The sequence below is a fragment of the Pseudomonas sp. TREG-RG-20F-10-E-6-01 genome (assembly GCF_022662455.1).
GTDB lineage: Bacteria > Pseudomonadota > Gammaproteobacteria > Pseudomonadales > Pseudomonadaceae > Aquipseudomonas.
Window position 1 is genome coordinate 295,369 of sequence record NZ_JAKNQP010000003.1, and the last position, 17,320, is coordinate 312,688.

The window sequence follows — 17,320 nt, forward strand, 5'->3', positions numbered from 1 at the left end:
CCATTACGCGGGGCCTGACCTGAGTGAGGAGGAGGCTTTTAAACCGTAAACCTCCCTGTTTAAAGCCGCTGTGTATTTCATCTAATGAAAAAGTCACAGGTCCGAAAGCCTTGGCGTTGAGAAGCTGCCGGCGAAAGACAATGATAATAGATCTCATTTGGACATTTGTAGCCAATTATTTCTACAAATAGGGGATTCCATGTCATTGCACACCTGCACACGCGATTCAGACACCGTTGACGATGCGCCAGACTGGCCCGCCGCGTTCGCCGAACGCTACCGGCAGGCCGGTTACTGGCAAGACCAGACGTTCGCCCAGGCACTGGAGACGGTGGCTGCACGCACCCCATCGGCGATTGCCATCACCGATGGCCCGTTGCATCTGAACTACCGCAGCCTGGCGGACCGTTGCCGGCGCCTGGCCGGCGGATTGCGTGCGCTGGGGGTGGCAGCTGGCGATAACGTGGTGGTGCACTTGCCCAACGGCAGCGCGTTTATCGAAGTGTGCTTTGCGCTGTTCCGCCTCGGCGCCCGGCCGATCCTCGCCCTGCCCGCCCACCGTCAGCACGAGATCGGCGGTTTTTGCAGGTTTGCCCAGGCCACGGCCTACATCGGCTGCGCCGAACTGGACGGCTTCGACTGCCGTGAAATGGCGCGCCAGTTGGCCGCCGAGAGCATGCATCTGCGCCACGTGGTGATCGACGGTGACGCGCAGGCGTTCATCGCCTTGAGTGCGCTGTATCACCACGAGCCGCTGGAGCAGGACGCCGGTCACCCTGACGCCGTGGCGTGTTTCCAGCTGTCGGGCGGCACCACCGGCACGCCCAAGCTGATCCCGCGCCGCCACGCCGAATACCTCTATAACGTGCGCGCCAGCAGCGAGGTGTGCGGCCTGGACGCGCACACGGTGTACCTCACCGCCCTGCCCATGGCGCACAACTTCACGCTGTGTTGCCCGGGCGTCATCGGCACCCTGCTGGCCGGTGGGCGTGTGGTGTGTACACGTCGCTGCGACCCTGAAAGCTGCTTCGCGCTGATCAGCGAGCAACGCGTCACCGTCACCGCGCTGGTGCCGCCGCTGGCTATGTTATGGCTGGACGCCCAGGCCCAGCGCCAGGCCGACCTGTCGAGCCTGCGCCTGCTGCAAGTCGGCGGCGCAAAGCTGCTCGGCAGCGCAGCGGCACGTGTCACGCCGACTCTGGGCTGCACCTTGCAACAAGTGCTGGGCATGGCCGAGGGCTTGCTGTGTTTTACCCGCCTGGACGATCACCCCGATCACCTGCTGCATACCCAGGGCCGCCCGCTGAGCGCCGATGATGAAATTCGCATTGTCGATGAACACGGCCAAGCGGTGCCCGACGGCGAGGTCGGCGAGCTGCAGGTGCGCGGGCCATACACCATTCGTGGCTATTACCGCCTGCCCGAGCACAATGCCAAGGCGTTTACCGCCGACGGTTTTTATTGCAGCGGTGATCGGGTCCGGCGCACCGCCGAGGGTTATCTGGTGGTTGAAGGTCGCGACAAGGACCAGATCAACCGTGGCGGCGAAAAGGTCGCCGCCGAAGAAGTCGAAAACCTGCTGATCAGTCATCCGCAGGTGCACGACGCTGCGCTGGTGGCGATGCCGGATGCGGTGCTGGGCGAATCCACCTGTGCGTTCATCGTCGCCCGCGACCCGGCGCCGTCGGCGTTTGCGCTCAAGCAGCACTTGCGTGGCCAGGGCCTGGCCGCGTTCAAGGTGCCGGACCGCATCGAATTTATCGCGCAGTTCCCGCACACCGGCGTGGGCAAAGTCAGCCGCAAGGACCTGCGCGAACGCCTGCGCCAGGCCTGGTTGCAGAGCGCCGCGTCGTGAGCCGCTGGGTCCGCGCCTACCGCCTGACACCCATGCCGCGCTGGCGCCTGGTGTGTTTTGCGCATGCCGGGGGCAGTGCGAGTTTCTTTCGTGACTGGGTCAACGCCCTGCCCGCCGACATCGACCTGTTGGCCATCCAGTACCCGGGCCGCGAAGACCGTTTCAGCGAGCCGTGCCTGACTGACATGCAGCGCCTGGCCGACGGCGCCTCCCATGCCTTGCAGGGTTACGCCGACCGGCCACTGGCGTTGTTCGGTCACAGCCTGGGTGCGGTGGTGGCGTATGAAGTGGCCGCACGCCTGGAGCAACGCGCAATCGCTGTCGACCACCTGTTCGTGTCCGCCCATCCGGCGCCACACCGCCAGCGCGGCGGGCACCTGCACCGGGGGCCGGATGCGGCGTTGCTCGACGACGTGCGGCGCTTGTCCGAGCGGCCCAACCCATTGCTGGACGACCCGGCCCTGTGCGAACTGTTCCTGCCGGGCCTGCGCGGTGACTACCGCGCGGTTGAAACCTACACCTGCGCGCAACCGCGGCCACTCAACAGCCGCATCACGGTGTTCTATCCCGAGCAAGACCCGGAAATCGAGCTGGATGAAGCCCATGCCTGGCAAGCCGCCAGTCACCAGCCACTGCACCTGCAGCGCTGGCCCGGCGGCCACTTTTACCTGATCGAGCAATGCCAGGCACTCATCGACGCTATCGCCGCGACGCTGCTGACCCTATCGCCCGCCCTGAAGGAAACCTGTTGATGAAAACACCCGACGCCTGTGATGGCCTGCCGGACATCCGTCACGCCATCGATTCACTGGACCACCAGATCATCGAACTCATGCGTCAACGCATGGCTTACGTCAAAGCCGCTGCACGTTTCAAACCGAGCGAAAGCAGCATTGCCGCGCCTGAACGCGTGGCCCAGATGCTCCCGCAACGCCGTGAATGGGCCGAGCAAGCCGGGCTGGACCCGCACTTCATGGAAACCCTGTTCGCCCAGATCATCCACTGGTACATCGGCCAGCAAGTGCTGCATTGGCGCGCAACGAGAACACCGGCATGAGCGCCTTTACGCAGCTGGAGGGCCATGCCGCCGGCCTGACCGAGGTGTTCGAATGCGCTCGCCAGCGTGCTATCGAACACGGCAAACCCGTGCTGGCCAGTTATGCGCTGAACATCACCGCGCTGGACCTGCTGGCGCTGTTCGAACGTGTCGACGAGCCGCACGCCGAGTGCCTGTTCTGGCGCGCGCCGGAAGATGACAAAAGTCTGTTCGGCTGGGGCGTGGCGGCTGAACTTATCGGCGCCGGTGCTCAACGTTTTGCCACGGTGGATGCGCAATGGCGGGACTGGCTCGAAGGCGCCGTGGTCCACGGCCCATTGGCGCCGACAGTGTGCGGCGGCTTTCGGTTTGATCATCAGGTCAAGGCCAGCCCTGCGTGGCAGGGCTTTGGCGATGCCTCGCTGCTGTTGATGACGCTGTTGCTGGTGCGCGACGGCGATGCCTGCTGGCTGCTGTGCCAACAACGGGTGGCGGCCGACGATGTGGCGCAGCGCTGCTGCGAGCACGTGTTGAATCAATGGAACGCGCTGATGGACCGCTACGTGTCCGGCCCACGCCCCACGGCGGCGCCCCACCACACCCGTGACCAGTGCCTGCCGCGCGCGTGCTGGGAAAGCAAAATCGCCCACGCCCTCGACGTGTTGCGCGACACCCCATTGCAAAAGGTGGTGCTGGCGCGGGAAGTGCTCAGTGAGTTTTCCCGGCCTATCAATGCCGGCCGCACCCTGGCGACCCTCGCCAGCAACGACCCCGGCGCTTATTTGTTTGCCTTTCGCCGACACCAGGCGTGCTTCATCGGCGCGTCTCCCGAGCGCCTGGTCAAGCTGCACAATGGCCACCTGCAAACCCTGGCGCTGGCGGGCACCACCCGCCGCGACCCCAACCCTGAGCACGACGCGCAACTGGCGCACGCGCTGCTCGCCTGCGAAAAGAACCAGCACGAACACGCGGTGGTGGTGCAGATCATCCAGCGCGACCTCGCGCCGTGGGTGGCCCCGTTGCAGGTTCCGCCCGCGCCGCATATCAAGCGCCTCAGCCGCGTGCAACACCTGGCCACGCTGATTGAAGGGCCGCTGCACCCGCAGCGCAGTTTGCTGGACATGGTTGCGCTCCTGCACCCGACACCCGCGGTCGGCGGCCACGAACGCCAACAGGCGCTGGAACATATTCGCCAATTCGAGGGCTTTGACCGTGGCTGGTACGCGGCGCCGCTGGGTTGGCTGGACGCGCATGGCAATGGCGAATTCATCGTCGGCCTGCGCAGCGCCCTGTTGAAGGGCAACCAGGCTCGCCTGTTTGCGGGGTGCGGGATCGTGGAGCACTCCGACCCTGCCTGCGAATACGACGAAACCTGCATCAAACTGGCCGGCATGCGGGCGGCGCTGCAACGCTGACTGCGCGCCCGGTGCTTGAATCAAGACCTGTGCAGGCCTACCCTGCACACGGAAAACTCACCCTTCGAGTCAGGAAGACCTTACATGTGGGACGGCAGCGTTACTTTTGGCGATTCATGGGCCGGTTACATCGGGCGCGCGGATCAGAACTCTGCCCATTCCCATGTCGCCATTCAGCTGTGCATCGGCGTGCACCAACCGGTCACCCTGGAGCTGCCCGGCCAGTTGATCCGCGCGGCCGGGGTGATCATCGGCCCCAACGTCGAACACCGCGCCGTGGCCGACAGTCATCCGGTGGCGTTTGTGTACGTCAATCCGGACACACCACTGGGCCGTGCACTCAACGCATTGCTGCAAGACAATGGCATCGCCCTGGCCAGTGACGAACTGCTGGAGTGCTTTCGCGGTACCACGTCCCTGCCCCAGTTTGTCGACGCGCTCGCGCGTTTGCTGGCGATTACGCCGCCCATCGACCAACGCCTCTATAAAGCCTTGAACATCCTGCGCCTGGACCGCGACGGTCCCGGTTCCGTCAGCCGCGCCGCCAATGCGGTCGGCCTGTCCAGCCCGCGCCTGCGGTGTGTGGCGACGCACCAGATGGGCGTTTCCCTGTCCCAATGGATCATCTGGAACAAACTCGAGCGCGCCTCCAAATCCCTGGCCGGCGGCGCCAGCTTGTCGGACGCCGCCGCCGATGGCGGGTTCTCCGACCAGGCGCACCTGGCGCGCATGATGCGCCGCATGATCGGCATGACCCCGCTCACGGCGGCCAAGGTTTTGCGCAAGACAAGCGTTTCGTTCAAGACGCGGTGATATCAAAAGGCCAATATCGATCGCATCTTATTCGCGAAAACGTTAAGCGCTGACTGCCTTCCCCCAACGCACGTCAGCGCCACCGAAAGTGAATACAAGAGTGTTCGCCAGGGGCACGTGTGCCTGGGATTCGGCGGAACGCACCGTTAATTCTTTCGATGAGTCCGCAGGAAGCGTCCTACATGTCAGAACAGCAAAAATTAACCGTCCTTCTCACAGGAGGCTCGGGCGTACTCGGCGAGTCACTGATCGACTGCCTGGCAGAGGATTTCAACCTGGTCTGCCTGGCGCGCAAAAGCCGCATCCGCCACTCGCAGGTGCAAGTGCTCAGCGGTGATATCTGCCGCCCCCGGCTGGGGCTGGCTGCCGAGGATTATGAAGCGCTGCTGCAGCGCGTCGACTGGGTCATTCACGCCGCAGCGGTCACCCGCATGGATGGCGACATCGACCAGATCTTTTCGGTCAATTACCTGGGTACCGAGAACGTCGTGCGCTTTGTGCAGCAAGCCAAGGTGCCGCTCTACCACATCAGCACCGCCTTCACCCACCCATGTGACTACTATGAAGGCGTGCAGGCCGAGACGCCGTACGAAGTCGCCAAGCGCCAGGCCGAAACGCTGGTGCGTTCTTCCGGTATCGACGTGTCGATTTTTCGCCCGTCAATCATCATTGGCAATTCCGACACCGGGCACATGCCCAACTTCCAGGGTTTTCACATGACCATGGGGCTGATGATGTCCGGCGTGCTGCCTATCGTGCCCTGCCCGCCTGCCGGCTACATCGACCTGATTGCCCGCGACGTGGCGGCGCAGGCAATTGCCAACGCCTTGCACCGGCGCTTGATCGGCGCGGACTACTTCCTCACCAGCGGCCCACAGGCGCTGGACCTCACCGGCCTGCTGGACCTGATGTGCGAGTCCATGCAAGCCCAGGCGCAACCGTTCACACGGCCTCGCTGCATGGCGCCGGACATCTATGAGCGCCTGATCCGCCCGGTGTTTCTGCCGGCACTGACCGGTGCCGTCCAGGCGGCACTGGGCCGCGCCAACCAACTGTGCCGCTATGCCTGCCTGCGCACGCCGCTGCCCACTTCGTTGCCCGAGTTGCTCGGTGAGCCGGCCTTCGGTGCACGCGACGTCAGCCGCGAATTGCTGCTGTCACTCAATCACTTGGCCCCCAAGCTCGGCGCCTTGACGCGGATGCTCAAACAGCCGGTTCCACCTGTCGCAGAGGCATCCGTGGCATGAACTTGCACCTGACAGAACTGGAACCCGCCGCCGACGCCGCACAGATTGACCAGTATTTTCGCCAGCATGTGAACTCGGGCTACGCACGCCTCGCGTCCTTGATGAACTTGCCGATCGAACACTCAAGCCGGGGCGTCTACATCTATGACAGCCAAGGCCGTCAGTACCTGGATGCCGGCGGCTATGGGGTGTTTTTCCTCGGCCACGGCCATCCGGTTGTCGTGGATGCCGTGACCCGCCAACTGCAGCAAAACGCGCTGGCCAGCAAGCTGCTGCTCAACCCGCAACAAGCCTTGGCCGCGCAAGCGCTGGCAGCGCGCTGCCCGGGTAACCTGGACTATGTGTTCTTTTGCAATTCGGGCGCCGAAGCCACCGAAGCCGGCCTGAAACTCGCCCGGCTTAACGGCTGCCGTCGCACGCTGTCGACGCTCGGCGGTTTCCACGGCAAGACCCTCGGCGCGCTGGCCGTTACCGGCCGCGAAAGCTACCGCGAACCGTTCAGTGGCCTGCTCAGCGAAAGCGCATTCGTGCCGTTCGGCGACAGCGCCGCGCTGGAACAGCAACTGCTCGCCTCGCCGGAAAAAGCCTGCGTGATTCTCGAGCCGATCCAGGCCGAAGCCGGCGTGATCCTGCCGCCACCGGGTTACCTGACGCGGGTACGCGAGCTGTGTGACCAGTACGGCGCCGTGCTGATCATCGACGAAATCCAGTCCGGGCTGGGCCGTACCGGCCATTGGTGGGCGTGCGACCAGGAACAGGTGGTGCCCGACATCATGCTGGTCGGCAAAAGCCTGTCCGGCGGCTGCGTGCCGGTCAGCGCCATGGTCGCCAGCGCGGCCATTTATGCGCCGTTCAACCGCAACCCCACGGTGCACACCTCCACCTTTGGCGCCAACCCGCTGGCCATGGCGGCCGTGCAGGCCACGCTGCAGGTGATGGTGCAAGAGGACCTGGTGGCGCGGGCACGGCTGCTGGGCCAGGACCTGCACGCACGTTTCAGCGCGCTGTTGCAGCGCATGGGCCTGGCCGAGCGCGTCACGCTGCGCAGTGCCGGCTTGCTGCTGGGCTTTGAGTTCAGCGACGCCTCGATTGCCGCGAACATGGTCATGGCCCTGATCGAGCAGCACATCATCGTGTGCCACTCGCTCAATGACCACCGCGTCGTGCGGCTTACACCGTCGCCGTTGCTCACCACCCAGGACTGCAACTGGTTGATCGAGGGATTCGCCCAGGCGCTCACCACCTCTGTCTCACCCCTTTGATCTTTGGAGTTACCCCATGCAAGAAGTCAATGTCCAGGCACATATCCCCCATGCCTGCGCTGATGAAGTCTTCGCCGTGATCAGCGACTTCAGCCACTACGTCGAGCTGTGCGACTCGGTGCGCAATATTACCATCAACAAGGTCAGCGACGACGTGTCGTTCACCTCCTGGGAGGTCAACTTCCACAGCGGCATTCTCAAGTGGCAGGAGCGCGACACGTTCAACGCCCAGACCCGCGAGATTCACTTTGAGCAAATGGCCGGCGATGTCGATCACTTCTCCGGAACCTGGCAAGTCCTGCCCGATGGCAAGGACGCGATTATCACCTTCACCTCGCGCTTTGACCTGGGCCTGCCGATGCTCGCCGACATGCTCGACCCCGTCGCGCAGAAGGCCATTCGCGAAAACATCCACTCGATCATCACCGGCCTGTTCCCGGCGAGCTACCTGAAGGCCTGAGCCATGTCACTGTCATTGTTAAACCGCTCGCGCGCCTTGCTTGACCGCTACGCCCCGGAATTTGACGCGCGCCTGGCCGCCCTCGCCGTCGCCGAACGCGAGGCGCCCGAGAGCAGCGTCATTGCCCTGTTCAAGCAACACGGGCCGGTCGGGTTGCTGGTCAACCGCGCCGCCGGTGGGCTGGGTGCAGGCATCCTCGATGCCGTGCATGTGCAGATCGCCCTGGGCGCGCGTTCGCCCTCGCTGGCGGTGGCCAGCACCATGCACCAGTTTTCGGTGGCGAGCCTGTTGGCGCTCACCCAAAACGGGGGCGGCGCCGAAGGCCTGTTGCTGGCGGCCGTTGCACAGAATCGTTTGTTGCTGTCCTCGGGGTTTGCCGAGGGCAACTCGGGCGCGGGCATCCTCGACTCGAACATGCAGGCCGTGCACACCCCCGAGGGCGTGTTGCTCAGTGGCAGCAAAAAGCCCTGCTGCCTCGGCCGCTCGATGGACTTGCTCACCGCCAGCTATACCCGCCAGACCCCACAGGGCGAAGAGCTGATGGTGGCGTTGATTCCCGCCAACGCGCCAGGCATCAGCCGCGCGCCGTTCTGGCAGAACAGCGCGCTGGCCGCTGCCGAAAGCATCGAGGTACGCCTCAATGAAGTGCTGGTGCCCGAACGCATGCTGTTTTCCGCCGGCTACAAGCACCTGTTGGGCGACGTGCAAACCGTCGGTTTCATCTGGTTCGAACTGTTGATTTGCGCGTCCTACGTGGGTGCCTGCGCCGGCCTGATCGAGACGGTGACCGACGCAGGACGCTGGACCGCGCATCACCGCGTGGACCTGGCGGCCAACCTGCAATTGGCAATCAGCGCGCTGGAAGGCGCGGCGCTGGATATCGAGCGCAACCCCCAAGACCTGCCGAACGTGCTGGCCCGTCTACTGCTGGTGCGTTACGGCATCGAGCAGCTGCTGACCGAGCTGTCGGACCAGGCCCACGCGATGCTCGGCGGCATGGCATTTATCACCAGCAACCAGAGTTCGAATGGGTTGATGGCCTGCCGCGGCCTGCAATTTCACCCGCCGGCGAAGATCTCGATGGCGAGCAACCTCGACACCTATTTGTCCCACTCAACCTTCAGCATCGCCGGAGCGCACCCATGAACCTGCTCGGAAAAATCATCGTCATCAGCGGCTGCGCGCGTGGCCTGGGCCATGCCGCCGCCCGCAAACTCAAGCAACAAGGCGCCACGGTGATTGGCCTGGACATTCTGGCGCCGCAGGAAGCGGAACTGCTGGACGGTTTTTATCAGGTCGACCTGTGCGACCGCAGCGCGCTGGCGTCGGTGATCGGCGCCATCTCCACCGATTTCGGCGACATCGACATTCTGGTCAATAACGCCGGCACGCTGACCCTGGAACGCGGTGAAACCGGCGTCACCGACGAAGTCATCCGCGCAGTGGATGTCAACCTGTTTGCACCGTGGCAGTTGGTGGCCGGGTTCTTGCCGGGGCTGCTGCGCAAACGCGGCAAAGTGGTCAACGTTTCCTCGCTGTTCGCTCTGGTGAATGCGCCTTATGTGGCCGCGTACGCCGCCAGCAAACGCGCGTTGAGCGCCTATTCGGACGTGCTGCGCATGCAGTATCGCGGGCAGTTGGATGTGGTCACGGTGTACCCGGGGTTCATCGACACGGCGATTCACTTGCCGGCCCAGCGGGTGGGGCTGTCGGTCAAGCGCCTGGTGACCTTCAAGCGGGGTGATAAGACGCTGCTGTCTCTGGAAGAAAAACTCGATGCAGCCTCTGATGGCCTGGTGCGCGCCTGCCGCACAAACGGCTTGCGCAATCGCGGGCTGACCTTCATGGGCACGCTGGCCATGTACACCGCGCGCATCGCGCCAAGTGTGGTCGACGCCTTTATCGCCTTGCGCCTGCGCACGCTCACACGCGGCGGGCACCTGGCGCTCAAACCTGAACTGATCGAGTAACGCCTCGCCAATGGCCAGACAACTGCACCCCAAGCCCCAGGTCCGTCTCGACCGCGCCTTGTTCAAGGCGCGCACGGGCGAGTCGCTGCTGATCATCGCTTACGCGGTGTGCCTGTACCTGCTGCCCCTTGCCCTGTTTGTGTGGGTGGCAAACACGGCGCCCACCGTGTGGGTGCTGCTGTGTTCGCCCTTGCTGGTGGTGGCCGGGTACGGATTGTTTCTGCAAGCGATCCTTGGGCATGAAGGCTTCCACTTCAACCTGAGCGGTAACCCGATGCACAGCTGCTACCTGGGCATTCTTACCAGTTCGCTGCTGCCGGGGTTCTGCGTGACCGGGTACTTCGTCGACCATTGGCAACATCATCGCTACAGCAACAGCGCAAAAGACCCGGACTACCGGCACTTTTCGCGCTATCGCACGCTGGTAAGCCGCATCGCGCTGTCGCGTTTGCTCGCAACCTCGAACTACCTGCACGCCACCGTGCGCCTGGCGTTCGGCCCACTGAGCAGCCCTTCGCCGCTGCCCCTGAGCGCGGCGCAGGTGCAACGGCTGGCGCGCTGCAACATCGCCTGCCAAGTGGGCTGGTTGTGCGTGTACGCCGTGGCGCTGTGGCAGATCGACGGGTTGCTGCTGGGGTTTTGCGGAAGCCTGGCGGTGGCGTTTCTGGTGTCGGCCTTCAATGCCTATCAGGAACATGCGTTCAGCGAAGGCGATGAACCACCGCCTGCGCGCTCGCGCACCTCGCGGCTGTGCACCTGGCTGCACGCCGGCGCGAACTTTCACCTGGAGCATCACTTTTATCCCGCGGTGCCGTGCTGGCGACTGCCAAAAGTGCACCGCCAACTGCTGGACGCGGGCTGGTACACAGACCGGCAGTACTTGTTGGAAAAGCACTTCGTCGCGTCCTTCAAGTACGCCACCAGCCGCCACCCCTACCGTGGAGACACGGTAAACGACTGAACACTCACCCAAACATTCCGAATGGATTTTCCCGCCTGAAGACTCAGGCTGCAGGAGCATGTATGCCTTTTGATATCGACAGCCACATCGAAACCGAACGCGAGCAGTTATTCAGCCACCCGCTGTTCGCCACTATCCGCACGGTTGAAGACGTGCGCACGCTGATGGAGTTCCACGTATTCGCCGTGTGGGATTTCATGACCTTGCTCAAGCGCATCCAGCGCGACCTCACCTGCGTCGAGTTGCCGTGGGTGCCGCCGGTGCACATCACCGCCGCGCGCTTGATCAATGAAATCGTGGTGGGCGAAGAAACCGACGAACACCCGGACGGCGGCTTTATCAGCCACCTGGACCTGTACCTCACGGCCATGGATGAAATCGGCGCCGACAGTTCAGTGTTCCGGCGTTTCCTCGCTGCCATCCAGGCCCAGGTGCCGCTGGCCAAGGCGCTCAGCGACCGCGACATTCCGCTGGCAGCCAAAGTGTTCATGTGCCAGACCCTCGATGTCGCGCAGCACGGCTCGACCGAAGCGGTGCTGGCGTACTTCTTCTTTGGCCGTGAAGACATCATCCCCGACATGTTCGGCCGCCTGCTGTCGCAATGGTCGGTGAGTGAAACCGAGGTGCCGATGCTCACGTATTACCTCAAGCGCCACATCGAAATGGACGGCGACGATCACGGCCCGGCGGCCAAGCGCATCATCGCCGAAATCGTCACCACGCCCGCGCAACACCAGCACATGATCGAAAGCGCCAAGACCGCGATCAACTCGCGCATCGACCTGTGGGATGGCGTGCATCACTTCCTCCAGGAAAAAGCGCAACGCGCCACGGACCGCCCTGTGCGTCAGGTTGAACACAGCGTCTGAGCCTCGCATGAACACAGGGAGTAGGACATGACCAAAGGCAAGCTTATAAAAATGACACTGTGCGTCGCCGTGGTGGGTGGGTTGCTGCTGCTCGGCTGGCAGCGCTGGCAGTATTCCAGCGCCTACGTGAGCACCGACAACGCGGAACTCGACGGCGTGATCATCCCGGTGCGGGCCAAGCTGTCGGGTGTGGTGATGAGCGTGCCGGTGATGGATAACGTCACCGTGCAAAGCGGTGACCTGCTGTTTCAGATACGCGACAGCGAATATCAATACCAGGTGCAGCAGCGCGAAGCACAGTGGCAAGCCTTGCTCGCCGCTGCCGGACGCAGCGGCAGCCCGGGTGCGCTGGACAGCCAGATTCTCGGCGCAGTTGCCATGCGCCAGGCCGCACAAGCGGCGCTGGCACAGTCCAGCGCCAACCTTGAGCAGGCGCGCAACGACTACCAGCGCGCCCGGCGCCTGGGCGCCCAGGGTGTGCTGAGCACTCAGGACCTGGAACTGGCCAAAGCGCGTTTCGACGCGTTGAGCCATGCCCAGGAAGCGGCCCGCAGCAATGCCCAGGCCGCCGCGCAAAGCACGCTGGCCAACAAGGCCGAGCTCAAGGTGCAGGACTATCGGATCGCGGCGGCGCAAGCCGAACTCGAGCAAGCCCGCATCAAGTTGCATGACGCCCGCCAGACTGCGCCGGTGCGCAGTATTGTCTCGAAAAAAGAGGTCGAACCCGGCCAGTTCGTGGTCGCCGGCCAGAAGCTCTTGAGCCTGATTGCCACCGACCCGCTGTGGATCACCGCCAACTTCAAGGAAACCCAAGTTGGCCGCGTGCGCGTCGGCCAACACGCCAAGGTCACGGTGGACGCGTTTCCCGGCCACGCCTTCGACGGCGTGGTCGAAAGCCTGGCACCGGCGACCGGGGCGAAGTTCTCGCTGCTGCCCCAGGAAAACGCCACGGGCAACTTCACCAAGGTGGTGCAGCGCGTCCAGGTGCGGATTGCGCTCAAAGACGTGCCGGATGACTACAAGGGCTTGTTGAGCCCCGGCATGAGCGCCTTCGTCGAAGTCGCCACGCCACACAACGCCAGCCAAACGCTATGAGGTCGCCGTACCTGATTGCGTTCACCGTGACGCTGGTGTCGATGATGGAGTTGCTGGACGTCACCATCGTCAACGTCGCGATTCCCAGCCTGATGGGCACCTATGGGGCGTCGGTCGATGAAATCTCGTGGGTCTCCACCGGCTACGTGGTGGCCAACGTGGTGATTCTGCCGGTCAGCGGCTGGTTGTCTGCCTGGTTCGGGCGGCGCCGGTATTACCTGGTCTCCACCGCCGTGTTTGTGCTGGCGTCGGTGGGCTGCGCGTTCTCCGCTGAGCTGTGGCAACTGGTGGCATTTCGCGTGCTGCAGGGGTTGGCGGGCGGCGGCTTGCTGGGGATTTCCCAGGCGATCATCTACGACGTGTTCCCCAAGGAAAAGGTCAGCAGCGGCATGGCGCTGTACGGCGTCGGCGTAATGATGGGGCCGACCCTTGGGCCGACGGTCGGTGGTTACCTGATCGACACCTTGTCATGGCACTGGATCTTCCTGATCAACGTGCCCATCGGTGCCGTGGCCCTGTTGCTGTGCTGGCTGTGTATCGGCGATTCGGCCAACGAGCAAAAACCCAGCAGTGTCGACTACAGCGGTTTCTGCCTGTTGGCGCTGGGGGTCGGCAGTTTGCAGATCCTGCTCGAGCGCGGCGAGCATTGGGACTGGCTGGAATCCAACTGGACGGTGGCCTGCCTGTTGCTCAGCAGCTTCAGCCTGGTGGGTTTTTTCTGGTGGGAACGGCGCGCGGTCAACCCGATCGTCAACGTCGCGCTGTTTCAGAACCGCGAGTTCCTGATGGGCTGCATCTGCGCATTTTGCGTGGGCTTCGGGCTGTACAGCACCTTGTTTATGGTGCCGCTGTTTCTGCAGACGTTGCTGGCGCAAAGCGCGTATCAGAGCGGGCTGGTGATTTTCCCCGGGGCGGTGGCCAGCGCCATCAGTACCTTGGTGATCGGCAAGCTGTCCCAGGAAAACAAGATCGACGAACGCGTGTTCGTGACCTTGGGCATCGTCATGTACTGCTACGCGATGTTCCTGCACACCCAGTTCACCCTCGACAGCAACCCGGACACGCTGTACTGGCCGCTGGTGATCCGCGGGCTGGGCCTGGGCATGATCTTCGTGCCGCTGACCAACCTGGCCATGCGACGCCTGCCGCTGACGTTGATCTCCGGCGCCTCGGGCGTATTGAACCTGATGCGCCAACTGGGCGGCAGCGTCGGCATCGCCATCGCTGCAACGCTGCTCACGCGGTTTTCGTGGGAGCGCTATCGCCTGCTCTCCGAGCACGTGACCGAGTCCAGCCTGATCGCCAATGGCTGGGGCGGCGTGGAATCCAACCCGCTGTTCCTCTCGCTCAACCTTGCCAGCCATCAACAGGCCCTGGCCCTGATGCCTTACCTGCAAGCGCGTGAACAAGCGCAAATGCTGGCCTTCAGCATGCTGTTCGGCACCTTGGGCGCCGTTATGGCCATCGGCATTCCCATGGTGCTGATGATGCGCAGAAGCACCCTCAGCCGATAATTTTTTTGTGGAGCACCTACCCTTGCGTATTCCAGGGCTGCATCTAAAACACCTCACCCTGCTCACCTGCCTGGGCGGGCTTGCCCTCGCCGGCTGCCCGGCCTCTGTGTCGGCAGAGGACTTGTACCAGCTGTATCAAAAAGCGCTGAGCCACGACATGAAGTTCGCCGCCGCGCAGGCCCAGCAACTGGCCACGGCGGAAAAAGAACCGCAAAGCCGCGCCAACCTGCTGCCGGACCTGTCCGTCACGGGCGGCGCCGCCTGGGTCGATGCCGAGGATTCCAACGATTACCACCGCAACCGCAACAACACCAATGCCTACGCCGTGGTGCTCACTCAGCCGCTGTTGCGCTGGCAGAACGTGATCGCCCACGACCAAAGCAAACTGCTGATCAGCGCCAGCGAAGTGCAGACCGAACAGGCACGTCAGGACCTGATGCTGCGCGTGGCCCGCGCCTATTTTGATGTGTTGCTCAACCAGGAGCTGTTGAACACCCGCACACAACAACTGCAAACCTTGCAGGAGAGCCAGGACCGCACACGGCGCTTACTGGCCGACGGCGCCGCTACCGCCAATGCGCTCGAACAGGTGCAGGCCAAGTACGACCAGGCCTTCGCCGAGCAGATTGCCGCACGCGGCGCGCTGGACATCGCCACCGAAACGCTCACCCAGTTGACCGCCGCTCAAGCGCGGCCGTGGTCGGGCAAGGAGCCGCCATTCAGCGCCCCGGTGCCTGCGGCCATCGGCGAATGGGCAACTACCGCGCAACAAGGCAACCTCGCCGTGCAGCGCGCGCAGATCACCCAGCGCCTGGCCGAAATGGACATCGACAAGGAACAGGCCGGCCACTTGCCGACCCTCGACCTGATCGCCGCCCACGGCCGCTTTGCCTCGGTGGGCGGCGATGTGTACGACGTCACGCTGCCGGAAAACCGCTATAACCAGACCGTGGTCGGGGTCAAGTTGAGCGTGCCGCTTTACGGCGGTGGCCGCACCAGCAGCCGCGTGCGCGAAGCCCATGCGCTGCAAAGCAAGGCCCTGGATGAGGTCGAAGACGCGCGCCGCAACGCCGGGTTGATGGCGCGCCAGGCGTACCTGCAAGTCACCAGCGGCATGAGCCAATACCAGGCGCTCAAGCAGGCGCTCAAGTCCAGCCAGGTTAACCTGGCGTCGGTCACCCACGGTTTTGAAGCCGGCTCACGCATCAACACCGACGTGCTGGATGCGCAGCAGAAAGTCACCGACACCCAGCAGCGTCTGGCCCAGCAGCGCTACAGCATCTTGCTGGCCCAATTGAACCTGCTGGCCTCCACCGGCAACCTGAGCGAGGTGCGTTTGCGCGAAGTCAGCCGCCTGCTGGACTGAAAATCCGCGCGGGCGTTCCTTGCAGCCCGCGCAACAGTCTTTTGTCATCACGCCTATTGATAGCTTCCTAACGAAACCCGCATCCTAGAGGGCTAATCTCGCGCTTATATCATTCCGAATGATAGTTACCTTTGCTTCATTCGATTCGTGACATAGCACCTCGCCGCGCATGATCCGCCCATCTCAAATACATTGGCGGATGCACTTCATGGAACAGTCACTCAAACATTTGCGCTTCCCCTTGGCGATTTTGGCCGTGGTGGTGATGAGCGCATGCGGCAAGACCCCAGAACAAGCGGCCGCCATGCCTCCTGCGAAAGTCAGTGTGGCCAAGGTGCTCGAACAACCGGTCAACGAGTGGGACGAATTCACCGGTCGCCTGGAAGCCCCGGAAACCGTGCAGATCCGTCCGCGCGTGTCCGGCCAGATCGACCAGGTGGCCTTCACCGAAGGCGCCCTGGTGAAAAAGGGTGACTTGCTGTTCCAGATCGACCCGCGTCCGTTCCAGGCTGAAGTGCGCCGCCTTGAAGCCCAGCTTGCCCAAACCAAAGCCGCCGCCACCCGTAGCGATAACGAAGCGCAACGTGGCGACCGCCTGCGTCAGAGCAATGCGATCTCCGCCGAACTGGCCGACTCGCGCACCACCGCCGCCCAGGAAGCCCGCGCCGCAGTGGCCGGGATTCAGGCGCAGCTGGACCTGGCCAAGTTGAACCTGAGCTTTACCCGCGTGACCGCGCCAATCAGCGGCCGTGTCAGCCGTGCCGAAATCACCGCCGGCAACCTGGTGACCGCCGACGTCACCGCGCTGACCAGCGTGGTCTCCACCGACAAGGTCTACGCCTACTTCGACGCCGATGAGCGCGTGTACCTCAAGTACACCCAGCTGGCGCGCGAAGGTCGTCGCGGTGCAACCACTCCGGTGTACCTGGGCCTGTCAAACGAAACCGGCAACCCGCACCTGGGCCAGATGAACTTCGTCGACAACCAGGTCAACCCGGCCACCGGCACCATCCGTGGTCGCGCCGTGTTCGATAACAGCAAGGGCGAATACACCCCGGGCCTGTATGCACGTTTGAAGCTGGTCGGCAGCGGCACTTACTCCGCCGTGCTGATCAACGACGAAGCCGTCGGCACTGACCTTGGCAAGAAATTCGTGCTGGTGATGGACGGCGACAAGCCGGCGTATCGCTCGGTGGAACTGGGGCCGAAGATCGAAGGCCTGCGCATCGTACGCAGCGGTTTGAACAAGGACGACACCATCGTCGTGAAGGGCCTGCAGCGCATTCGTCCGGGCTCGCCTGTGCAACCTGAAACGATCCCGATGGCCAGCAAGGAAACCCTCGCCGCCTTGGCACAACAACGACAAGCGCTTGAAGCCAGCAACCTGGAGCAAGTGGCGCCGGATAAAGCCGCGCCAAAAGTTGCCAGCGTCGCGACTCCACGCGGTTAAGGGATAC

General features: G+C 63.5%; 16 protein-coding genes. All 16 read left to right on the plus strand.

Going from position 1 to position 17,320, the window contains the following annotated elements; all coding sequences use genetic code 11:
* Positions 1–199: 199 nt before the first annotated feature.
* Positions 200–1,855, plus strand: a complete 1,656-nt coding sequence (locus L8K08_RS11700) for an AMP-binding protein (RefSeq protein WP_242196943.1) — start codon at positions 200–202, stop codon at positions 1,853–1,855.
* Positions 1,852–2,607 carry an alpha/beta fold hydrolase gene (locus L8K08_RS11705; protein WP_347341000.1) on the plus strand — a complete coding sequence of 252 codons (756 nt, stop codon included), beginning with the start codon at positions 1,852–1,854 and terminating at the stop codon, positions 2,605–2,607. The genes L8K08_RS11700 and L8K08_RS11705 overlap by 4 nt, the downstream gene beginning before the upstream one ends.
* The gene (locus tag L8K08_RS11710; protein ID WP_145160509.1) at positions 2,607–2,912 is read left to right on the plus strand and encodes an isochorismate lyase; all 306 of its coding nucleotides are present in this window, start codon (positions 2,607–2,609) and stop codon (positions 2,910–2,912) included. Before L8K08_RS11705 ends, L8K08_RS11710 begins: the two co-directional genes overlap by 1 nt.
* Positions 2,909–4,306 (plus strand): isochorismate synthase, encoded by a 1,398-nt coding sequence (locus tag L8K08_RS11715; protein WP_242196946.1) that lies wholly within the window; start codon positions 2,909–2,911, stop codon positions 4,304–4,306. The genes L8K08_RS11710 and L8K08_RS11715 overlap by 4 nt, the downstream gene beginning before the upstream one ends.
* Before the next feature lie 84 nt (positions 4,307–4,390).
* Positions 4,391–5,119, plus strand: a complete 729-nt coding sequence (locus L8K08_RS11720) for an AraC family transcriptional regulator (RefSeq protein ID WP_242196949.1) — start codon at positions 4,391–4,393, stop codon at positions 5,117–5,119.
* A 182-nt stretch (positions 5,120–5,301) separates the two neighbouring features.
* Positions 5,302–6,366, plus strand: coding sequence for an SDR family oxidoreductase (locus tag L8K08_RS11725; protein WP_242196952.1), 1,065 nt, complete (start codon positions 5,302–5,304; stop codon positions 6,364–6,366).
* Positions 6,363–7,628 carry an aminotransferase class III-fold pyridoxal phosphate-dependent enzyme gene (locus tag L8K08_RS11730; protein WP_242196954.1) on the plus strand — a complete coding sequence of 422 codons (1,266 nt, stop codon included), beginning with the start codon at positions 6,363–6,365 and terminating at the stop codon, positions 7,626–7,628. Before L8K08_RS11725 ends, L8K08_RS11730 begins: the two co-directional genes overlap by 4 nt.
* A 16-nt stretch (positions 7,629–7,644) precedes the next feature.
* Complete coding sequence (locus L8K08_RS11735; RefSeq protein ID WP_145160499.1) at positions 7,645–8,088, plus strand: SRPBCC family protein; 444 nt, start codon at positions 7,645–7,647, stop codon at positions 8,086–8,088.
* A gap of 3 nt (positions 8,089–8,091) precedes the next feature.
* Positions 8,092–9,234: an acyl-CoA dehydrogenase family protein gene (locus tag L8K08_RS11740; protein WP_145160497.1), complete on the plus strand. Its 1,143-nt coding sequence runs from the start codon at positions 8,092–8,094 to the stop codon at positions 9,232–9,234.
* Positions 9,231–10,058, plus strand: a complete 828-nt coding sequence (locus L8K08_RS11745) for an SDR family NAD(P)-dependent oxidoreductase (protein WP_242196957.1) — start codon at positions 9,231–9,233, stop codon at positions 10,056–10,058. The genes L8K08_RS11740 and L8K08_RS11745 overlap by 4 nt, the downstream gene beginning before the upstream one ends.
* A 10-nt stretch (positions 10,059–10,068) precedes the next feature.
* On the plus strand, positions 10,069–11,019 hold the full coding sequence (locus L8K08_RS11750) for a fatty acid desaturase (protein WP_242196960.1): 951 nt from the start codon (positions 10,069–10,071) through the stop codon (positions 11,017–11,019).
* 62 nt (positions 11,020–11,081) lie between these two features.
* Positions 11,082–11,888 (plus strand): DUF3050 domain-containing protein, encoded by an 807-nt coding sequence (locus L8K08_RS11755; RefSeq protein WP_242196963.1) that lies wholly within the window; start codon positions 11,082–11,084, stop codon positions 11,886–11,888.
* A gap of 27 nt (positions 11,889–11,915) precedes the next feature.
* Positions 11,916–12,983: an HlyD family secretion protein gene (locus L8K08_RS11760; protein ID WP_145160489.1), complete on the plus strand. Its 1,068-nt coding sequence runs from the start codon at positions 11,916–11,918 to the stop codon at positions 12,981–12,983.
* A complete protein-coding gene (locus L8K08_RS11765) occupies positions 12,980–14,497 on the plus strand; it encodes a DHA2 family efflux MFS transporter permease subunit (RefSeq protein WP_145160487.1) in 1,518 nt (505 codons plus the stop codon). The genes L8K08_RS11760 and L8K08_RS11765 overlap by 4 nt, the downstream gene beginning before the upstream one ends.
* A gap of 22 nt (positions 14,498–14,519) precedes the next feature.
* Positions 14,520–15,863 carry a TolC family outer membrane protein gene (locus L8K08_RS11770; RefSeq protein WP_242196966.1) on the plus strand — a complete coding sequence of 448 codons (1,344 nt, stop codon included), beginning with the start codon at positions 14,520–14,522 and terminating at the stop codon, positions 15,861–15,863.
* A 208-nt stretch (positions 15,864–16,071) separates the two neighbouring features.
* Complete coding sequence (mexE, locus tag L8K08_RS11775; protein ID WP_145160484.1) at positions 16,072–17,313, plus strand: multidrug efflux RND transporter periplasmic adaptor subunit MexE; 1,242 nt, start codon at positions 16,072–16,074, stop codon at positions 17,311–17,313.
* The last annotated feature ends 7 nt before the right edge of the window (positions 17,314–17,320 follow it).

Excerpts from the sequence above, each read along its gene's own strand:
- L8K08_RS11700 (WP_242196943.1), top strand. The coding sequence starts at position 200 with ATGTCATTGCACACCTGCACACGCGATTCAGACACCGTTGACGATGCG.
- L8K08_RS11710 (WP_145160509.1), top strand. The coding sequence starts at position 2,607 with ATGAAAACACCCGACGCCTGTGATGGCCTGCCGGACATCCGTCACGCC.
- L8K08_RS11715 (WP_242196946.1), top strand. The coding sequence starts at position 2,909 with ATGAGCGCCTTTACGCAGCTGGAGGGCCATGCCGCCGGCCTGACCGAG.
- L8K08_RS11720 (WP_242196949.1), top strand. The coding sequence starts at position 4,391 with ATGTGGGACGGCAGCGTTACTTTTGGCGATTCATGGGCCGGTTACATC.
- L8K08_RS11725 (WP_242196952.1), top strand. The coding sequence starts at position 5,302 with ATGTCAGAACAGCAAAAATTAACCGTCCTTCTCACAGGAGGCTCGGGC.
- L8K08_RS11730 (WP_242196954.1), top strand. The coding sequence starts at position 6,363 with ATGAACTTGCACCTGACAGAACTGGAACCCGCCGCCGACGCCGCACAG.
- L8K08_RS11735 (WP_145160499.1), top strand. The coding sequence starts at position 7,645 with ATGCAAGAAGTCAATGTCCAGGCACATATCCCCCATGCCTGCGCTGAT.
- L8K08_RS11740 (WP_145160497.1), top strand. The coding sequence starts at position 8,092 with ATGTCACTGTCATTGTTAAACCGCTCGCGCGCCTTGCTTGACCGCTAC.
- L8K08_RS11745 (WP_242196957.1), top strand. The coding sequence starts at position 9,231 with ATGAACCTGCTCGGAAAAATCATCGTCATCAGCGGCTGCGCGCGTGGC.
- L8K08_RS11750 (WP_242196960.1), top strand. The coding sequence starts at position 10,069 with ATGGCCAGACAACTGCACCCCAAGCCCCAGGTCCGTCTCGACCGCGCC.
- L8K08_RS11755 (WP_242196963.1), top strand. The coding sequence starts at position 11,082 with ATGCCTTTTGATATCGACAGCCACATCGAAACCGAACGCGAGCAGTTA.
- L8K08_RS11760 (WP_145160489.1), top strand. The coding sequence starts at position 11,916 with ATGACCAAAGGCAAGCTTATAAAAATGACACTGTGCGTCGCCGTGGTG.
- L8K08_RS11765 (WP_145160487.1), top strand. The coding sequence starts at position 12,980 with ATGAGGTCGCCGTACCTGATTGCGTTCACCGTGACGCTGGTGTCGATG.
- mexE (WP_145160484.1), top strand. The coding sequence starts at position 16,072 with ATGGAACAGTCACTCAAACATTTGCGCTTCCCCTTGGCGATTTTGGCC.